The sequence below is a fragment of the Burkholderia sp. WP42 genome, assembly GCF_000745665.1.
GTDB classification, from domain to species: domain Bacteria; phylum Pseudomonadota; class Gammaproteobacteria; order Burkholderiales; family Burkholderiaceae; genus Burkholderia; species Burkholderia vietnamiensis.
On the sequence record NZ_JQJT01000017.1, the window covers coordinates 139,183 to 156,054 of the forward strand.

15 protein-coding genes are annotated in these 16,872 nt (G+C 69.1%); 7 read left to right on the top strand and 8 right to left on the bottom strand.

Annotation, left to right across the window (positions count from 1 at the left end):
• Positions 1 to 20: 20 nt before the first annotated feature.
• On the top strand, positions 21 to 1,538 hold the full coding sequence (locus EX20_RS10765) for a CoA-acylating methylmalonate-semialdehyde dehydrogenase (protein WP_034193517.1): 1,518 nt from the start codon (positions 21 to 23) through the stop codon (positions 1,536 to 1,538).
• Between the two features lie 135 nt (positions 1,539 to 1,673).
• On the opposite strand, the gene EX20_RS10770 is transcribed toward EX20_RS10765, so the two are convergent.
• The 3 genes from EX20_RS10770 to EX20_RS10780 all read right to left on the bottom strand — a co-directional run bounded on the left by EX20_RS10770 (position 1,674) and on the right by EX20_RS10780 (position 4,605).
• Positions 1,674 to 2,048: a COG4315 family predicted lipoprotein gene (locus EX20_RS10770; RefSeq protein WP_034193518.1), complete on the bottom strand. Its 375-nt coding sequence runs from the start codon at positions 2,046 to 2,048 to the stop codon at positions 1,674 to 1,676.
• 602 nt (positions 2,049 to 2,650) lie between these two features.
• Complete coding sequence (locus EX20_RS10775; RefSeq protein WP_011882150.1) at positions 2,651 to 3,577, bottom strand: AEC family transporter; 927 nt, start codon at positions 3,575 to 3,577, stop codon at positions 2,651 to 2,653.
• A 143-nt stretch (positions 3,578 to 3,720) separates the two neighbouring features.
• Positions 3,721 to 4,605 (bottom strand): LysR family transcriptional regulator, encoded by an 885-nt coding sequence (locus EX20_RS10780; protein WP_011882151.1) that lies wholly within the window; start codon positions 4,603 to 4,605, stop codon positions 3,721 to 3,723.
• Between the two features lie 240 nt (positions 4,606 to 4,845).
• Between EX20_RS10780 and EX20_RS10785 the strand changes: the two genes are divergently transcribed.
• Positions 4,846 to 5,223: a nuclear transport factor 2 family protein gene (locus EX20_RS10785; protein ID WP_011882152.1), complete on the top strand. Its 378-nt coding sequence runs from the start codon at positions 4,846 to 4,848 to the stop codon at positions 5,221 to 5,223.
• Between the two features lie 219 nt (positions 5,224 to 5,442).
• On the opposite strand, the gene EX20_RS10790 is transcribed toward EX20_RS10785, so the two are convergent.
• Together EX20_RS10790 and EX20_RS10795 are read right to left on the bottom strand one after the other, a co-directional pair.
• The gene (locus EX20_RS10790; RefSeq protein ID WP_011882153.1) at positions 5,443 to 5,655 is read right to left on the bottom strand and encodes a hypothetical protein; all 213 of its coding nucleotides are present in this window, start codon (positions 5,653 to 5,655) and stop codon (positions 5,443 to 5,445) included.
• Positions 5,656 to 5,822: 167 nt separating this feature from the next.
• Positions 5,823 to 8,006, bottom strand: coding sequence for an FUSC family protein (locus EX20_RS10795; protein WP_034193519.1), 2,184 nt, complete (start codon positions 8,004 to 8,006; stop codon positions 5,823 to 5,825).
• Positions 8,007 to 8,196: 190 nt separating this feature from the next.
• Here EX20_RS10795 and EX20_RS10800 point away from each other — a divergent pair, with 190 nt between their 5' ends.
• Complete coding sequence (locus EX20_RS10800) at positions 8,197 to 9,150, top strand: LysR family transcriptional regulator (protein WP_011882155.1); 954 nt, start codon at positions 8,197 to 8,199, stop codon at positions 9,148 to 9,150.
• A gap of 139 nt (positions 9,151 to 9,289) precedes the next feature.
• On the opposite strand, the gene EX20_RS10805 is transcribed toward EX20_RS10800, so the two are convergent.
• On the bottom strand, positions 9,290 to 9,592 hold the full coding sequence (locus EX20_RS10805; protein ID WP_034193520.1) for a DUF4148 domain-containing protein: 303 nt from the start codon (positions 9,590 to 9,592) through the stop codon (positions 9,290 to 9,292).
• A 249-nt stretch (positions 9,593 to 9,841) separates the two neighbouring features.
• A complete protein-coding gene (locus EX20_RS10810) occupies positions 9,842 to 10,984 on the bottom strand; it encodes a porin (RefSeq protein ID WP_011882157.1) in 1,143 nt (380 codons plus the stop codon).
• A gap of 309 nt (positions 10,985 to 11,293) precedes the next feature.
• Here EX20_RS10810 and EX20_RS10815 point away from each other — a divergent pair, with 309 nt between their 5' ends.
• The 4 genes from EX20_RS10815 to EX20_RS10830 all read left to right on the top strand — a co-directional run bounded on the left by EX20_RS10815 (position 11,294) and on the right by EX20_RS10830 (position 15,392).
• Positions 11,294 to 11,758, top strand: a complete 465-nt coding sequence (locus tag EX20_RS10815; protein WP_034193521.1) for a VOC family protein — start codon at positions 11,294 to 11,296, stop codon at positions 11,756 to 11,758.
• Positions 11,759 to 11,828: 70 nt separating this feature from the next.
• Positions 11,829 to 13,070 carry a cytosine deaminase gene (gene codA, locus EX20_RS10820; RefSeq protein ID WP_034193522.1) on the top strand — a complete coding sequence of 414 codons (1,242 nt, stop codon included), beginning with the start codon at positions 11,829 to 11,831 and terminating at the stop codon, positions 13,068 to 13,070.
• Positions 13,071 to 13,236: 166 nt separating this feature from the next.
• A complete protein-coding gene (locus tag EX20_RS10825) occupies positions 13,237 to 14,571 on the top strand; it encodes a chloride channel protein (RefSeq protein ID WP_034193556.1) in 1,335 nt (444 codons plus the stop codon).
• Positions 14,572 to 14,660: 89 nt separating this feature from the next.
• Positions 14,661 to 15,392, top strand: coding sequence for a class I SAM-dependent methyltransferase (locus EX20_RS10830; protein ID WP_034193557.1), 732 nt, complete (start codon positions 14,661 to 14,663; stop codon positions 15,390 to 15,392).
• A gap of 40 nt (positions 15,393 to 15,432) precedes the next feature.
• On the opposite strand, the gene EX20_RS10835 is transcribed toward EX20_RS10830, so the two are convergent.
• The gene (locus EX20_RS10835; protein ID WP_034193523.1) at positions 15,433 to 16,851 is read right to left on the bottom strand and encodes a cytochrome-c peroxidase; all 1,419 of its coding nucleotides are present in this window, start codon (positions 16,849 to 16,851) and stop codon (positions 15,433 to 15,435) included.
• Positions 16,852 to 16,872 lie beyond the last annotated feature (21 nt).

A 16,872-nucleotide genomic window follows, 5' to 3' on the forward strand; every position in this document is an offset into this window, starting at 1 on the left:
AATCGACGAAAGAGCCATCCATGAAACACGACAGCAATGTGACTTCCACCCTCGGCCATCTGATCGACGGCAAGCGCGTCGACGGCGGCAGCCGCGTGCAGCCGGTGTTCGACCCGGCCACCGGCGAATCGCACAAGAGCGTCGCGCTTGCCGACCAGCTGACCGTCGACGCCGCGATCGCGTCCGCGCAGGCCGCGTTCCCGGCGTGGCGCAACACGCCGCCGCTGAAGCGCGCGCGCGTGATGAGCCGCTTCAAGACGCTGCTCGAAGAGCATGCGGACGAACTGTGCGCGCTGATCACGGCCGAGCACGGCAAGGTGCTCGCCGATGCGATGGGCGAACTGCAGCGCGGCATCGAGAACGTCGAATATGCGAGCTACGTGCCCGAGCTGCTGAAGGGCGAGCACAGCAAGAACGTCGGCCCCGCGATCGACTCGTGGAGCGAGTTCCAGGCGCTCGGCGTGGTCGCCGGCATCACGCCGTTCAACTTCCCGGTGATGGTGCCGCTGTGGATGTGGCCGATGGCCGTCGCGTGCGGCAACACGTTCGTGCTGAAGCCGTCGGAGCGCACGCCTTCGTCGACGCTGCGCATGGCCGAGCTCGCGCTCGAGGCCGGCCTGCCGCCCGGCGTGCTGAACGTCGTGAACGGCGACAAGGAGGCGGTCGACACGATCCTCACCGACGCGCGCGTGAAGGCGGTGAGCTTCGTCGGCTCGACGCCGATCGCCGAGTACATCTACTCGACCGGCTGCGCGAACGGCAAGCGCGTGCAGGCGCTGGGCGGTGCGAAGAACTTCGCGGTCGTGATGCCCGACGCCGACATCGACAACGCGGTGAACGCGCTGATGGGCGCCGCCTACGGTTCGTGCGGCGAGCGCTGCATGGCGATTCCGCTCGTCGTCGCGATCGGCGATGAAACGGGCGACCGCATCGTCGCCGGGCTCAAGGCCGAGATCGAAAAAATGAAGGTCGGCCCCGGCAACGGCGCGGGCGTCGACATGGGGCCGCTCGTCACGAAGCAGCACTTCGACAAGGTCACGGGCTTCGTCGACGCGGGCGTGGCAGCCGGCGCGACGCTGGTGGTCGACGGCCGCGGCGTGAAGGTCGACGGCCACGACGGCGGCTACTACCTCGGCCCGTGCCTGTTCGACCACGTGAAGCCGGGCATGCCGATCTATCAGCACGAGATCTTCGGGCCGGTGCTCGGCGTGATCCGGCTGAACTCGCTCGACGAAGCGATGGCGCTGATCGACGCGCACGAATACGGCAACGGCACGTGCCTGTTCACGCGCGACGGCGAGGCCGCGCGCTATTTCAGCGACAACATCCAGATCGGCATGGTCGGCATCAACGTGCCGCTGCCGGTGCCCGTCGCGTACCACTCGTTCGGCGGCTGGAAGCGCTCGCTGTTCGGCGATCTGCACGCTTACGGCCCGGACGCGGTGCGGTTCTACACGAAGCGCAAGACGATCACGCAGCGCTGGCCGTCGGCCGGCGTGCGGGAAGGGACGGTGTTCAGCTTCCCGTCGAACCGCTGACGCGTTCGCGGCTGCCGCGCCCGGTGCGCGGCGCCGCGTGTGCGAAGCAACGCAGGCCCGCGCCGAGCGACGATCGGCGCGGGCTTTTTCATGCGTGCGGCCCGTGTGGGCGCGGCGAACGCGCGCGAACGGCGCCTACGGCGCGACCACGTGCCATGCGTTCTTGAAGTTGTCGCCGTTGCGGTCGCCCTGTTTCATGTCCTTCGAGAAGAAATACAGCGGCTTGCCCTTGTATGCCCATTGCGGGCTGCCATCGTCGCGCTTGACGATCGTATAGGGGCCGACCGGCACATCGGTCGCGCTGGCCTTGTACGGCGGCCAGAGCGCTTCGCACTGACCGCTGCACGCGCTGGTGCCCGCGTTCGGTTTGTCCTTGTCGAACGCGTAGACGGTCATGCCGTTCGCGGCGACGAGCGCGCCGTTTTCGACTTTGGTGATCGAGCCTTGAGCCGACGCCGAAACGGACGCCATGGCGAGCAGGGCGGAACTGACGAGCAGCACGGCTTTCATGGATACCTCCTGATGGTCCGGTGGGCGGCACAATTGCGCACACGGCCGGGCGTGCGCGCAATTGCGGGGCGTGGCGCCGGAACGCGGCGCCGGCGCCGCCGGTGCGGGCGTCGGACGGTCGGACGGTCGTGCGCGCCGCATGCACCGACACGCTCCATTCACCATAGGCGGTTTTCGGCGCGGCTGCGAGAAGAAGCGGGCGCGCATCGGCGCCGCTGGGGGTATGCAGGCGCGCGTGCGGCTGCATCGGTGGGGCGGGCGGCGATTGGCGATTGGCGGAAGCGGTGCGAGCGTTCGCGGTCGGAAGCGTTGGCGCGCGCCGACGTCGGGCGCACGCGCGAACGCGCGGCGGCTGACGCGGCGATGTGCGACAGACGACGCAGCCCGTAGCACCGCAGGCGCCCGCGGCTCCGTAGCGCCTCGATACCGCAGCACCGCATACGGCAGCATCGCGGCACGGCAATACGGTGACACGGCGAAACGGCAATACGGCGAAACGGCGAAACGGCGAATCGGCGAAACGGCGAAACGGCGAAACGGCGAAACGGCGAAACGGCGAAACGGCGACAACCCGTCGCCCTCCACCCGCCGACCTTTCAGCGCTACATCGGCAGCGCGCCGAACGCGGCCAGCACGACCGGCATCGCGAATGCGGCCGCAATCGTCTGGAACGCGGTGATGCCTGCCATCAGCGGTGCATCGCCGCCGAGCTGGCGCGCCATGATGTACGACGAGGACGACGTCGGCAGCGCCTGGAACAGCAGCGCGATCGTCAGCGCGGCATCGCCGAGCCCGAACAGGCGGCCGGCCGCGAGCGTCGCAAGCGGCATCGCCATGAACTTGAACGCAGACGCGATACACATCGGCTGCATCCAGCCGCGCGCCGCGTCGAACCGCAGCGCAGCGCCCACGCACAGCAGGCCGAGCGGCATCGACGCGGCGCCGAGCGCGCGCACGGCCGGCTCGATCGCTGGCGGAAACGCGATCCCGCCCGCCTGCATCGCGATCCCGAGCGCGCAGCCGACGACCAGCGGATTCGACACGATCCGGTGCACGAGCGCCCATGCGCCGAGTCGCGTCGCGCCGAAGCGCGCGAACACCAGCACGCACATCAGGTTGACGGTCGGCACGATGGCGGCGACGCATACGGCCGCGAGCGCGATCCCGCGCGCGCCGAACAGCCCGGCGGCGAGCGCCGTGCCGACATAGTTGTTGAAGCGCACCGCGCCCTGGAACACCGACGTGAAGCCCGCGCCGTCGACCTGCACGAACCGGCGAACCAGCAGCACCAGCGCCGCGACGACCGCGGTCGACCCGACCAGCGCCGCGGCGAGCGGCACGACCGGCAGCGCTTGCAGCCGCGCATTCGCGAGGCCGTGCGCGAACAGCGCGGGCAGCAGCACGTAATAGCAGAGCCGCTCGGCTTGCGGCCAGAACGCGTCGCCGATGAAGCCCGTGCGCCGCAGCCCGTGGCCGAATGCGACGAGCAGCGCGACCGGCGCGAGCGCGAGCAGGACGGGGCCGATCATCGGCGCGCCCTCAGGCAGGCGGCGAAGCACGGCGACGCGGGAATCCAGCGGGCAGGCGACATGACGGCGGGCGATCGAAAGAGTGACGATGCCGCCAAGTTAGCACGCCGATCCAGCAGCAATAATGGTTAATTATCGGGCGTTCAATGAGAAATTCTCATCGCTGACGCGGTGACTTCGGCCGCCAGCGCACGCGCGAAGCGCTCGGCCGGGCGCGATTGATGTTCGAGCAGCACGACCTCGCGGCCCATCTGCGGCTCGCCGAACGGCAGGCGCGTGACGGGCGGCAGCCGCGCGAGCGTCGCGTCGGGCAGCGCGACGATCGCCGCGCCGAGGCCGCGCGCGACCATCCGTGCGATCGTCTCCGCGCTGTCGAGCACCATTTGCTCGCGCACGCGCACGCCGATGCGGCGCAGCTCGGCGGCGATCATTCGGCCGGCCCAAGCCTGCGCGTCGAAGCGGATGAACGGCAGCGCGTCGAGCAGCGTGCGCGCGTCGCGCTGCGTCGCGTGCGGCGGCGCGAGCAGCCAGAAGCGGTCTTCGTACAAGGTGGTCCACGTGAGCGCGGGCGGGTGCGGGCGCACCGGGCGCGTCGTGATCGCCGCGTCGAGCTCGCCGGCGGCGACGCGGTTCGCGAGTTCGGCCGACATGCCGGCCGACACGTGCACGCGCAGCGACGGATGCGCGGCGCGCAGCGCCAGCAGCGCATCGGGCAGCGGGCCCGACAGCGCGGTCTGGATCGCGCCGATGCGCAGCCGGCCGACGAGCTTCTTCTCGTCGCTGAGCGCATCGGGAATCCGGTCGACCAGCGCGAGCACCTGTTCGGCCTGCGCGAGCAGAATGTTGCCGGCTTCGGTCAGCACCGGCTGACGGCGCGACCGGTCGAACAGCCTGACGTTGTATTCGCTTTCGAGCGCCTTGATCTGCAGGCTCACCGCCGATTGCGTAAGGCCGATCGCTTCGCCGGCGCGTGCGAAGGTCCGGTATCGGGCGATCGCGACCAGCGTTCTGAATGCGCGTAGTGACATGGATTCGGTGACGTAGACGGCCCGCGCCGGCACGCGGATTGCTCAGGATGCCGGTCGCGCGCGGCGACAACCGCTGCGCGTTCAGCCGGCACGCTGGCCCACATCATGCCCGCGCGCCCGCGACCCGGCAATCGCGGCGGCGCGGGCCTGCGGCCTCGCTGCCGCATGATGTCTGCCCGATGCTTTCGGGGCGACGCACGGCCGTTGCGTTCGCCCCGGCTTTCTTCGGAGGTAACGACGATGCCCGACGACCCCGGTGAGGTTGCACGCGCGAGCTACCGCGCGTACGTCGACAAGGACCGCGACGCGATCGAAGCGCTGATTGCGCCGGATTTCCATTTCACCAGCCCGCTCGACAACCGGCTCGACCGCGACGCGTATCTGGCCCGTTGCTGGCCGAACAGCGCGCTGCTCGCCGGTTTCCGGTTCGTCGACGTCGCCGTGCACGGCGAGTACGTGTTCGTCGTCTATGAAGCCGACACGACGAGCGGCAAGCGCTTCCGGAACGCGGAGCGATTACGCGTGCGCGATGGTCGGATCGTGGAGGCTGAAGTGTATTTCGGCTGGTACGTGCCGCATCCTGCGCCCGACGGCGGGTTCATCGCGTCGGCAGGGTGACGGTGTGGCGGGACGGCTGCTGGATGCGGTGCGCGAGGTGAGGCGAGGCGAGGCGATGTGGCGCCCAGGGCGGCGGGCCTGAAACGACCACGCCGCTTCAATCGAAGCGGCGTGACGGGCAATGCGGTTGCAGCGATCGGCCGGCTCGTCGGGCGCGCGCGCAGGCAATGCGGACGATGCGCGCGCGGCGGGCCGGGCCATGACGACGCGGCGTCATGCTCAGCTGCCGAAGTAGACGTTGCAGAAGCTGACGGGGCCCACGCAGGCGTTCGGATCTTCCTGCTTCGATTGCGTACGATCGACACGGCCTGCGGCCTCGACGGTTTCGGCGCGGTTCGCCGGTTGCTGTGCACCGTCGGCCGGGGCGGGCTGGGCGTGCGCGACGGCAGCGGTGAGCGACAGGGCAACGACGGCGAGATACAGCGGCTTCATTTGGGGCTCTCCTGGGTCAGTACCGGCGTCGCCGGCAGTGACCAAACTATAAGCTCGCGGTGCCTAAAGATTAATCACCGCGGGTGTAGAGCTTATTTCCAATCGCAACAAGGGTGAGGTTGCGTGCGCATCGATCGCCGTCGCAGCCGACACGGTTTCCGCCGCCTTCAGCCGTAGTGACGATTGAACGGCGCATCCTTGTCCAGCAGCGCGCTGCGGAGGAAGTGCAGGCAGCCGATGATGCGCTGCATGCGGTGGCGCTCGTCGGGCACCGCGTACCACGCATGCAGCGTATGCTGCGCGGCGCGGATCGCCAGATTCACCGATTTCAGCGTGCGGGCGTGGTGGCTTGGCGTCGGATCGTCGAAGAAGCGCGGTAGCTCGTGCAGCACCGCGTCGACCGATGCGGTCCAGTGCAGCGTCTGCGGCGGCTTCGTTGCGCAGAACTCGTTCATCTCGTCGCGCAGGTCGATGACCGCGTGGCCGACCTCGAGCGTCGACAGCATCCAGCGCAATGCAATCCGATGCTGGCGCGTGCGCTTCACGAGCAGCGTGCGCAGCTGCGCCATCAGGTCATGCGTGCTCGACTGGAACCGCGCGGCGAGACCTTCGCGCGTGTCTTCGCAGGCGAGCGTGACCTGGCGGCGCAGATCGTGCGCGATGCGCGACGTGAGCCACGGCATGTGCGTCGGAAACACGACCGCGAACATGATCGAGCAGGCGAGCAGCGCGACGACGACCGCGACGCCGTTGTTGATCAGCAACTCGGGCGTATACGAAATCGCGTTGTCCGGCCCGGCCAGCAGACAGAAGAACACCGCAAACCCGATCCCGTAGCCGGACAGGCCCGGTCGCATCGCGAGAAATGCGCCGAGGCCGAGCACCGGCGTGAGCGCCGCGCACAGCAGCGGAAAGCCGTCGATGTTCGGATAGACGTAGCACAGGCACACGTAGCCGACGGCCGTCGCGAACGCCGCGCCGACGCTCATCTGTGCGACGAATTTCGGCGCGCGCGGCGACGTCGAGCTCAACGCGCACGCGATGGCCGTGGAGATCACGGCCAGCGAACCGCTCGGCCACTCCGACGCGATCCAGAACGCGCTCATCGCGCCCACGGCGACGAGCGTGCGCAGGAACGCGAAGCCGACGAAGAACGAATTCGTCTTCACCGCGTAGTGCGTGACCGAGCGCTCGAACGCGTGATCGTCGCGGTCGAGCGACGCGTTGGTGTCCGCATAGCCGAGATACTCGCCGATGAAGCGATACATCAGCTCGATCGCGGTATCGAAATCGAGCAGGCCGCCGGCCGCATGATCCTCGATCGCGCGGCGCGACGCGCGTGCGGCCTTCGGCAGCGCCGCGTGGAAGCGGCGCAGTTCCAGCAGCGCGCCGGTCGTCGTCGTGATGCCGCGCTGCCGCTCGTCGCGCAAGGCGGCGATCCGCTGCGCGAGGCCGTCGAGGTGCGGCGCGATCGCACCGAGCACGGCGTCCGACTGGTTCACGCGCAGGCGCTTGATGAGCTGGTGCAGCGCGTGCAGCCGCGTGCAGGCGTTCATGAACTCGCTGTTCAGCCGCGCGAGCCGGCGGCTGCGTGCGCGAATGTGCGGGTCTTCGAACGATGCGAACGCACGGTTCGCCTCGAAGCCGACGATCTCGTCGACGAAGTCGGCGAAGCGCCGTTCGAAGTCGCCGCGCGCCAGCTCGCCGGACAGCGCGCTGGCCGCAAACGAGGCGAACTTCACGCGACGCGCGGCCAGCGAGCGCATCAACGCCTTCGCGGAACTGAGCGGCAGGATCAGCGCGCTGACCGCGCCCGAGCAGGCGATCCCGAGCGCGACTTCGGCGGCGCGCGTGAGCGCCGACTGGAACAGCGTCTGCGGCGTCATCACCGCGGGCAGGCCGATCAGCGCGGCCGTGTAGCCGGCGAGCACGAAGCCGTACCAGCGAAAGTGACGGTTGCGCACCGCGAGCGCGATGCAGCTGCCGATCCACAGCGTGATGCCGGCCATGTACAGCTCGGGCTGCTGCGCGAACAGGCCGCCGAGCGCCAACGCGGCCACCAGGCCGGCCGCCGTGCCGAGCACGCGGTAGAAGCTCTTCGCGAACACCATCCCCGACAACGGCTGCATCAGCACGAACACGGTGGTCATTGCGGTGCGCGGCTGCGACATCTCGAGCCGCATCGCGATGCCCATCGCGAGCAGCGCGGCGAGCACGGTCTTGGCGAGGTGCAGCCAGATCAGCCCGTCGCTCGTCGCCCAGTCGCGTGCGGCTTTGCCGAGCGGATCGAGCCAGGTGTTCCATCGTGGCGGTTCGATGGGAGGTTGCTCGATCGCAGGTTGTGGCTTCATGAAAAGGCAGAGGTCCGTGCGGTGCCGTCGTGCGGCCGAACAGGACCAGTCGACTGATGAGGCACCGATTGTAGGAGCGCCGCGCGTGTGCATTAACGCAGTTGCAGGGAAACGATAGTTGCTGGCGTGGCAACAATCTGTCGCACCCGCTGGAGGAAAATGACGGCTCTGCTACAGGTGGCTTACAGGAATGGATACGCTACAAAACATGCGCGTGTTTACGCGCGTGGTCGAGACAGGCAGTTTCACTGCCGCCGCACAATCGCTGAACTCGACGACGGGCGCGATGTCGCGCGCGGTGTCCGAGCTCGAAGCGCGGCTGCGCACTCGTCTGATGAATCGCTCGACCCGCCGCCTTGCGCTGACCTCGGCCGGCGAAAATTATTTACGGCGCTGTCGCCAGATTCTCGCCGACGTCGATCGCGCGGAGGAGGAGGCGAGCTGCGCGCACGAGCGCCCGGCGGGCGTGCTGCGCATGCACAGCTTCGCGAGCGTCGGCCATCACTACGTGATGCCCACGCTCACGCGCTATCACGCGCAGTATCCGGACGTGTCGATCGAACTGTCGCTGTCGCAGCGGATGCCCGACCTGTTCGACGGCACGAGCGACATGGCGGTCGTGACCGCGTCGTCGCTGCCCGATTCGGAACTCGTGTCGCACCTGCTCGGCTCGACCTTCAGCATCCTGTGCGCGTCGCCCGAATACGTGACGCGCCACGGCGCGCCGGAGCATCCGACCGATCTCGGCGCGCACGCGTGCCTGACGCTCTGCACGCCGGCGTTCCCGACGCACGAGTGGGTGCTCGAAGGCGCCGACGGCGTCGAGCAGATCCATGTCGCCGGGCCGGTGCAAACCAACACGGCCGAGTCGCTCGCGCTCGCGATCCGCGACGGCCTCGGCATCGGCATGCTGCCGCTGTATTCGGCGATCGACGCGTTGCAGGACGGCACGCTCGTGCGCGTGTTGCCGAGCCACATCCTGCAGAAGATGAACGTGTATGCGCTGTATCCGTCGCGCCGTTTCGTCGACGCGAAGGTGCGCACCTGGGTCGAGATGCTGCGCGCGCAGGTGCCGGGGATGATCGCGCACGACGTCGAGATGCTGCAGGCGATCGCGCGCGAGAGCGAGCCGCAGGAAGCCTGAGCGTGCTGCACGAGCGGCGAACGCCTGCCCTGTGTGGGTTGCGCGGCTCGCATCGCTTGCGGGGCGTCGTGTAGAAGCCGTGCGCCGTGCCGCGCCCGCATGATGCGTATCGTGCGGGCGCGGCGTCGTTTGATGCGCGTTACAGCGAAGGCTTCGCCGCCACGCCCGATTCGGTCGCGCCGCCTTCGGCCGGGCCGTACGCGCGTTGCGCCGCATCGCGCGCGGCGAGCCGCTTGGCCGCGAGGCGCTGCTGGGCGGCCATGAGATCGTCCGGGTAGTTGCCGGCGTCGCCGAGTGCCGGGTTGTAGCCGACCGATTCGAGATCGTAGAGCTCCTGAAGCACCTGCGCGCGCGTGACGGGCACCTTGGCCGACTGGGCAAACGACAGGGCCGGAGCGACGAGCAGCACGGCAGCGGCGGCGGTGACGACGAGCGATTTCACGAGATTCTCCTGTACACGGGGTGAGGCCGGTTCGACGATCGCGATGCATGATCGCAATGCGATTCGATCCATGGATGCCAGTCTATTCAGCGCACGCAGGCGCAAAAACCCCGATTCCAGGCAGGCAGCTTCTCAGATGGAACAACATTCTCGGATGCAGCATGAATGAACGCCGCCCGCGTCGGATGAACCGGCCGGTCAGGGCAGGTTCATCGTTGCGGGCGGCGTTCAGATCAGACGAATCGACGCTCAGAAGCGCGTGCGCATGCCGATCGTGCCGACGATCTGGTTGGCGGTGGTCGATGCGCCGCCCGACGTGTTGATGAACGCCTGGTAGCCGCGGCCCGATGCGTGCTGATACATCGCTTCCGCGTACAGGTCGGTGCGGCGCGACAGCTTGTAGACGGCCTGCAGGTCGACCTGGTGCCACTTCGGATCGGTGCCGTGCTTGCTGTCCGGATTCGACACGCTCGCGTCCGTGTAGACGTAGGCTGCGCCCAGGCTCACGGCCGGCGTCACCGCATAGCGCACGTTCAGGTCGTAGTTGTTGAACGCGACCTGGCCGGTCGAGCCGAACGAACCCGAGTTGTCATACTGCGAGCGCGTATAGACGAAGCCGACGGTCGCCGGGCCGAACACGTAGCTGAGGCCGCCGCCGTACGAACGCATGCGGTCCGCGCCGACCGACCAGCCGCCCTGGCTCAGGCTCTTCGCTTCCGCGACGTCGGTCGCGCCCGGGCTCGCGCTGGTCGAGCCCTTGGTGCCGTTCATCTGCAGGTACGCGCCGGCGACCTTCAGCGGGCCGTTCGTGTAGCTGGCCGCGAAGCTGTAGGCGCGGTTGCTGCCGAAGTTCGTCGCGTTCGAGAAGCCGTACAGCGCGCCGACCTTGAACCCGGCGATCGTGTCGCTCGTGTACTTGACCGCGTTGTTGATACGCACCGAGTGGTTCAGGTTGTCGTTGTCGAACGGATGCGCGAAGCCCGTGTCACCGAAGTCGCCGGACGTCGCCGACAGCGGCGCGACGAAGTCGACCATCGTGTCGTACTGGCGGCCGAGCGTCAGCGTGCCGTAGCCGGCTTCGCTCAGGCCCACGTATGCGTGCCGGCCGAACAGCTTGCTGTCCTGGCCGAGCGCGCCGTTGTTCACGTTGAAGCCGTTCTCGAGCACGAACAGCGCCTTCAGGCCACCGCCGAGATCTTCGGAGCCCTTCAGGCCGAAGCGGCTGCCGTTGATCGTGCCGCTCGTCATGCGCCAAAGCGATGCGCCGCCCGCGTTGTTGGTATAGGCGATGCCGGCGTCGATCAGGCCGTACAGCGTGACCGAGCTTTGTGCATGGGCGAGCGGCGCGAACAGCGCGGTCGTGCATGCGGCGGCAACGAGGGTTTTCTTCATCTGACAGCTCCTGCGTGTGGATGGATGACCAAAGTTCGGCGCAAGTTTAGGGGGGCGCGCGCCCGATTCGCGCGACGGCCGTCCGGAGACACTGTTGCGAGTTACGCAAAAGTGTGTCACACGGAGTTCACAAATCGCTGCAGCCGCGGAACCATACGCGTTTTCGTCGCCGATGCGCTCCGCAAGACGCCGGCTGGGTGTGCGGCGTGTCGCAAATCGACAACATGCAGGCTCGCCGGTGCGAGCAGTTGATCGGCGCGCGGCGCGCATGGACAATGCACAGGCCCATACCGAGATCCGGAGATTCCGATGGTCACGCCCCGCCGACCTTCCTTCAGCAGCGCGCTGTGCTATCGCGACCCGAAAGGCGCGCTGGACTGGCTGGAGCACGCGTTCGGCTTCGAGCGCGCGATCGTCGTCACGACGCCGGCCGGCGACATCGCGCACGCGGAAATGACGTTCGGCGACGGTCTCGTCATGGTCGGCGGCGCCTGGGCCGACTGCATCGCGTCGCCGGAGGACACCGGCGGCCGCAATACCCAGCACGTCCACGTGCATCTTCCGGACGACGCCGACATCGACGCGCACTGCGAGCGCGCGCGTGCGGCCGGCGCCGAGATCCTGCAGCCGCCGGCCGACCAATTCTACGGCGACCGCACGTATCGCGCGCGCGATCCCGGCCGGCACGTATGGACCTTCGGCAAGCACGTGCGCGACGTGACGAACGACGAAATGCGCGCGGCGACCGGCCTGGCGATCCACACGTTCCATTGAGCGCGACGCGGCATCTCGCTCACCCGTTCCCACCCGCGGCCCGCGGTGGCCGCTTCACGCCTGGACCCACATGAACGTCATCAATGCGCGCCTGCGCGGCCGCGACGGCCTGTTCACGATCGGCATCGACGCCGACACGATTACCCGCATCGACGCGCAGCATGCGCCGCTCGAGCCCGGCCACGCCGCCGACGTCGACGCGGGCGGCCGGCTCGCGATCGCGCCGCTCGTCGAGCCGCACATTCATCTCGATGCGGTGCTCACGGCCGGCGAGCCGGCCTGGAACATGAGCGGCACGCTGTTCGAGGGGATCGAGCGCTGGTCCGAGCGCAAGGCGACCATCACGCACGACGACACCAAGGCGCGCGCGCATGCGGCGATCGGCATGTTGCGCGATCACGGCATTCAGCACGTGCGCACCCACGTCGACGTTACCGACCCGACGCTCGCCGCGCTGAAGGCGATGCTCGAAGTGAAGGAGGAGGCGCGCGGGCTGATCGATCTGCAGATCGTCGCGTTTCCGCAGGAGGGCATCGAGTCGTTCGACGGCGGCCGCGCGCTGATGGAGCAGGCGATCGACCTCGGCGCGGACGTGGTCGGCGGGATTCCCCATTTCGAGAACACGCGCGAGCAGGGCGTCAGCTCGATCCGCTTCCTGATGGAGCTGGCCGAGCGCACCGGCTGTCTCGTCGACGTCCACTGCGACGAGACCGACGATCCGCAGTCGCGCTTTCTGGAAGTGCTCGCGGAAGAGACGCGCGTGCGCGGGATGGGCGCGCGCGTGACGGCCAGCCACACCACCGCGATGGGCTCCTACGACAACGCGTACTGCTCGAAGCTGTTCCGGCTGCTCAAGCGCGCGGGGCTGAACTTCGTGTCGTGCCCGACCGAGAGCATCCATCTGCAGGGCCGCTTCGACACGTTTCCGAAGCGGCGCGGCGTCACGCGCGTCGCCGAACTCGATCGCGCCGGGCTGAACGTGTGCTTCGGACAGGATTCGATCAAGGATCCGTGGTATCCGCTCGGCAACGGCAATATCCTGCGCGTGCTCGACGCCGGCCTGCACATCTGCCACATGATGGGCTACCAGGACCTGCAGCGCTGCCTCGACTTCGTCACCGACCACGGCGCGACGACGATGCATCTCGGCGAGCGCTACGGGATCGAGGTCGGGCGCCCGGCCAGCCTCGTCGTGCTCGACGCCGACAGCGACTACGAAGCGGTGCGGCGGCAGGCGAAGGCGACGCTGTCGGTTCGCCACGGGAAAATCATCATGCGGCGGGAGCCCGAGCGCATCACGTATCCGGCGTGACGCGTTCGGCGCGGCGCACCGCGGCTTCGTTTCCCCGATATAGTCGAGAAACGCATGAGTTGATTCGAAAAAGACGTTTGCCTCATGATCGGCCGGCACCTACGATGCGTTCCTGACAGCGGCGTGCATGGTGCGCGCCGCGGCGTCGATCCTGACTCGCCTGCCCATGCGCCCCGATCTGCCGTCCGCCCCCACGCCTGTTTCGCCGCCCGCCAGCCCGTTCGCGCGGATCGCCATCGTCACGGTCCTGACCGGTATCGGAGCCGGCTTCGGCGGGATGCTGCTCGCGCTGCTGCTGCATGCGATCCAGCACGTCGCGTACGGCTACGACCTCGCGCATGTGATCGGCGCCGAGAGCTTTCTGACCGGCGTGACGCGCGTCGAGCCGCTGCGGCGGGCCGGCGTGCTGATCGTGTGCGGGCTCGTCGCCGGCGGCGGCTGGTGGGCGCTGTACCGTTACGGCCGGCCGCTCGTCAGCATCCGGCGCGCCGTGCGCGCGGCCGATCCGCGCATGCCGTTGGTCAGCACCACGGTTCATGCGCTGTTGCAGATCGTGACCGTCGCGCTCGGCTCGCCGCTCGGCCGCGAGGTCGCGCCGCGCGAAATCGGCGCGCTGCTCGCCGGGCGGCTCGCGCAGCGCGCGGGGCTCACGCCCGCCGACTGTCGGCTGATGGTCGCGTGCGGGGCCGGCGCCGGCCTCGCGGCCGTCTACAACGTGCCGCTCGGCGGCGCCGTGTTCGTGCTCGAAGTGCTCGTCGGCACGTTCGATCTGCGCGCGCTGGTGGTGGCGCTCGTCACGTCGGCGCTCGCCGCGGCCGTCGCGTGGCTTGGCCTCGGCAACGAACATCAGTACACGGTGCCGCCGTTCGTGCTGAGCACGCCGCTGGTGGCGTGGTCGATCGTCTGCGGGCCGCTGTTCGGCTTCGCCGCGTACGGCTTCGTGCGGCTCACGACCCGCGCGCGCGCCGATGCGCCGAAGGGCGCGTGGCTGCCGGTGCTCGCGCTCGTCAACTTCGCGGTGATCGGCTTGCTCGCGATGCGCTTCCCGCAACTGCTCGGCAACGGCAAGGGGCCGGCGTCGCTCGGTTTCGACGGCACGCTGACGGTCGGCCTCGCGGCCACGCTGCTCGTGCTGAAGGTGCTGATCGAAGCGGGCAGCCTGCGCGCGGGCGCAGAGGGCGGGCTGCTGACGCCGGGGCTTGCGAACGGCGCGCTGCTCGGCGTCGTGCTGGGCGGGTTGTGGAGCGCCGTGTGGCCGGGCGCGTCGGTCGGCGGCTGCGCGCTGGTCGGCGCGACCGCGTTTCTCGCCGCGTCGATGCAGATGCCGATCACGGCCGTCGTCCTGCTGCTCGAATTCACGCGCGCGAATCACGACAGCCTCGTGCCGATGCTGCTGGCCGTGGCCGGCTCGCTCACCGCATACCGGTTCGCGCAGCAGCTCGCGCAACGCCGGGCGAATGCGGTCGCGGCGGTGGGCGTCGGCGCGACGGCGGCTCGCTAGGGGGCGTACGCAGCGCATCGCCGCGCATGCGCCGGCCGCGCGCCGTTCAGGCAGAATCGGCATTCCGTTTCCTGCCGATGGACGCCGCCATGACCGATCCGACTCAGCCGAGCGCGCGCGACGCATACGCGAGCTTCGCGCAACGCTACGCGGACATCGCGCCGACCAAGGCGCACAACGCGCTGTACGAACGCCCGGCGTCGCTGGCGCTGCTCGGCGACGTCGCCGGCCTCGCGGTGCTGGACGCCGGCTGCGGCCCCGGCATCTGCAGCGAGCACCTCGCGCGCCACGGCGCGACCGTCCACGCGTTCGACATCACGCCCGAGATGGTCGCGCTCGCGCGAGCGCGCTGCGCCGGGCTCGCGGTCGAGGTGGCGCAGGGCGATCTCGCGGCGCCGCTCGACTGGCTGCCCGAGCGCGCCTTCGACAAGATCCTGTGCTCGCTCGCCTTCGACTACGTGCGCGATCTCGCCGTGCCGCTGCGGGAATTTGCGCGCGTCGCGCGGCCGGGCGCGACGCTGGTGTTCTCGATGGCGCATCCGATGCGCGACTGGATGGACGAGCGTACGCGCGGCGACGGCACGTACTTCGAAACGAGCCGGTTCGGCTTCCACTGGTCGGGTTTCGGCGAACCGAAACCCTATGTCGAAGCGTGGCGCCGGCCGCTGGCCGAGATCCTGAACCCGCTCGCCGACGCCGGCTGGCGGCTCGACCGCTTCGTCGAACCGACGCCGCTGCCGCAGATGAAGGCCGTGTCGGAACGGCTCCATGCGGAGCTGTCGCGCTCGCCCGCATTCCTCTGCATCCGCGCGCGCCGCTGACGCCGCCGACGCCACATGCGCGGCCGGCGTCGTGCGCGGGCTACTTCTGCGGCGCGTCGGTCAGCGTGCCGAGGAACGCCTCGATGTCCTTGATGTCCTGCTCGGTCATCGCGGGCCGGTCGCCGGGCTTGCGGTCGAACGGCGCATCGGTCACGTCGACGTTCGCGCGGTATTGCGGCGGAATGTCGTCGTATTCGTCGACCTTGCCGTCCGCGCCGCGCGGATAGAACTTCTGCGGCGCGATGCTGCGCTCGTTGTAGAACGCCATCACCTGATCGAGCGTGTGGAACACGCCGTTGTGGAAGAACACCTGGCGCGTCGCCGCGTTGCGCAGCGTCGGCGTGAGGAACATCCCGCAGTACTGCGTCTGGTCCTTCAGGTCGTCGCGGAACGGCCCGCACACGCCGAGATCGTGGAACGCCGGGTTGCGGTTCGCCGCGAGCGCGCGGTTGCGCGGCACGCCGAGCGCCTCGTACTGGTAGTCGGTGAACATCGGCGGCAGGCCGTCCTTGCCCGGCTGCGACAGATGGCAGCCGGCACAGTTGGCCTTGGCCGGATCGTTGAAGAGCCGCAGCCCGCGCAGCTCGGTCTGCGTGAGGCGCGCGCGGCCTTCCAGCCAGCGATCGTACTTGCTGTCGTACGGATGGAACGACCGGTCCTCGACCTGGTATCGCGCAATCGCGAACATCGCCTCCGATACGACGAGCTGCGGGCTCGCGAACACGCGCGGGCCGAACAACTGCTCGAAGCGCGCGCGATGCGGCGACTGCGCGAGCTTGCGCGCGACGTCGTCGATGCTCGCGTTGGCCATCTCGACCGGGTTCAGCAGCGGCCCGAAAGCCTGCTGCTGCAGCGTGTCGGCGCGGCCGTCCCAGAACATGCCGCCTTGCGGCACGAGTTGCGGCGCGGCCGCCGTGCCGGCCACCTTCTGCGCCTTGACCACGCCGGCAGCCGACGCCGCCTGCTGCGCGACGCTCGGCGCCGCGTCGTTTTCGCCCGCATCGGGGCCGATGCTGAAATTCGGCTGCCGGTACAGATACATCAGCGACGGCGGCGGGCGGTAGCCCTGCTGCGTCATCGTGAGGCCGCCGGGCTGCACGTCGAGCGCGTTCGGCGGCCCGTAAGCGCGGTCGGGGCTGTGGCACGACGCGCACGACTGCTTGCCCGATGCCGACAGCGACGGATCGAAGAACAGCGCGCGCCCGAGCTGCGCGACCGCGGACAGCGGCTGCACGGGCGGCCGCTGCAGCACCACGGGATGCGGATTGGCGCCGGTCCAGTTCGCGACGACCTCGCCGATCGCGGCCGGCGTGCGCGCCGGAAACGCGACCGCGAAGGCGCCGTAGCCGAGCACGGCCGCGGCGAGCACGAAGGCCGCGCGGCGCAGCACGCGGGTGGGGGAGCGCGGCGCGGCGGCGCCGGGCGTGTCGGGGGACGGGTACGCGGGACGAGCTGTCATGCTGTGGGTCGAGGCGGTCGG

Coding starts and splice junctions, on each gene's coding strand:
- EX20_RS10810 (WP_011882157.1), bottom strand. CDS start 10,984: ATGAAGAAAACCCTCGTTGCCGCCGCATGCACGACCGCGCTGTTCGCG.
- EX20_RS10775 (WP_011882150.1), bottom strand. CDS start 3,577: ATGATCGGCCCCGTCCTGCTCGCGCTCGCGCCGGTCGCGCTGCTCGTC.
- codA (WP_034193522.1), top strand. CDS start 11,829: ATGAACGTCATCAATGCGCGCCTGCGCGGCCGCGACGGCCTGTTCACG.
- EX20_RS10795 (WP_034193519.1), bottom strand. CDS start 8,006: ATGAAGCCACAACCTGCGATCGAGCAACCTCCCATCGAACCGCCACGA.
- EX20_RS10800 (WP_011882155.1), top strand. CDS start 8,197: ATGGATACGCTACAAAACATGCGCGTGTTTACGCGCGTGGTCGAGACA.
- EX20_RS10835 (WP_034193523.1), bottom strand. CDS start 16,851: ATGACAGCTCGTCCCGCGTACCCGTCCCCCGACACGCCCGGCGCCGCC.
- EX20_RS10815 (WP_034193521.1), top strand. CDS start 11,294: ATGGTCACGCCCCGCCGACCTTCCTTCAGCAGCGCGCTGTGCTATCGC.
- EX20_RS10765 (WP_034193517.1), top strand. CDS start 21: ATGAAACACGACAGCAATGTGACTTCCACCCTCGGCCATCTGATCGAC.
- EX20_RS10830 (WP_034193557.1), top strand. CDS start 14,661: ATGACCGATCCGACTCAGCCGAGCGCGCGCGACGCATACGCGAGCTTC.
- EX20_RS10785 (WP_011882152.1), top strand. CDS start 4,846: ATGCCCGACGACCCCGGTGAGGTTGCACGCGCGAGCTACCGCGCGTAC.
- EX20_RS10770 (WP_034193518.1), bottom strand. CDS start 2,048: ATGAAAGCCGTGCTGCTCGTCAGTTCCGCCCTGCTCGCCATGGCGTCC.
- EX20_RS10790 (WP_011882153.1), bottom strand. CDS start 5,655: ATGAAGCCGCTGTATCTCGCCGTCGTTGCCCTGTCGCTCACCGCTGCC.
- EX20_RS10825 (WP_034193556.1), top strand. CDS start 13,237: ATGCGCCCCGATCTGCCGTCCGCCCCCACGCCTGTTTCGCCGCCCGCC.
- EX20_RS10780 (WP_011882151.1), bottom strand. CDS start 4,605: ATGTCACTACGCGCATTCAGAACGCTGGTCGCGATCGCCCGATACCGG.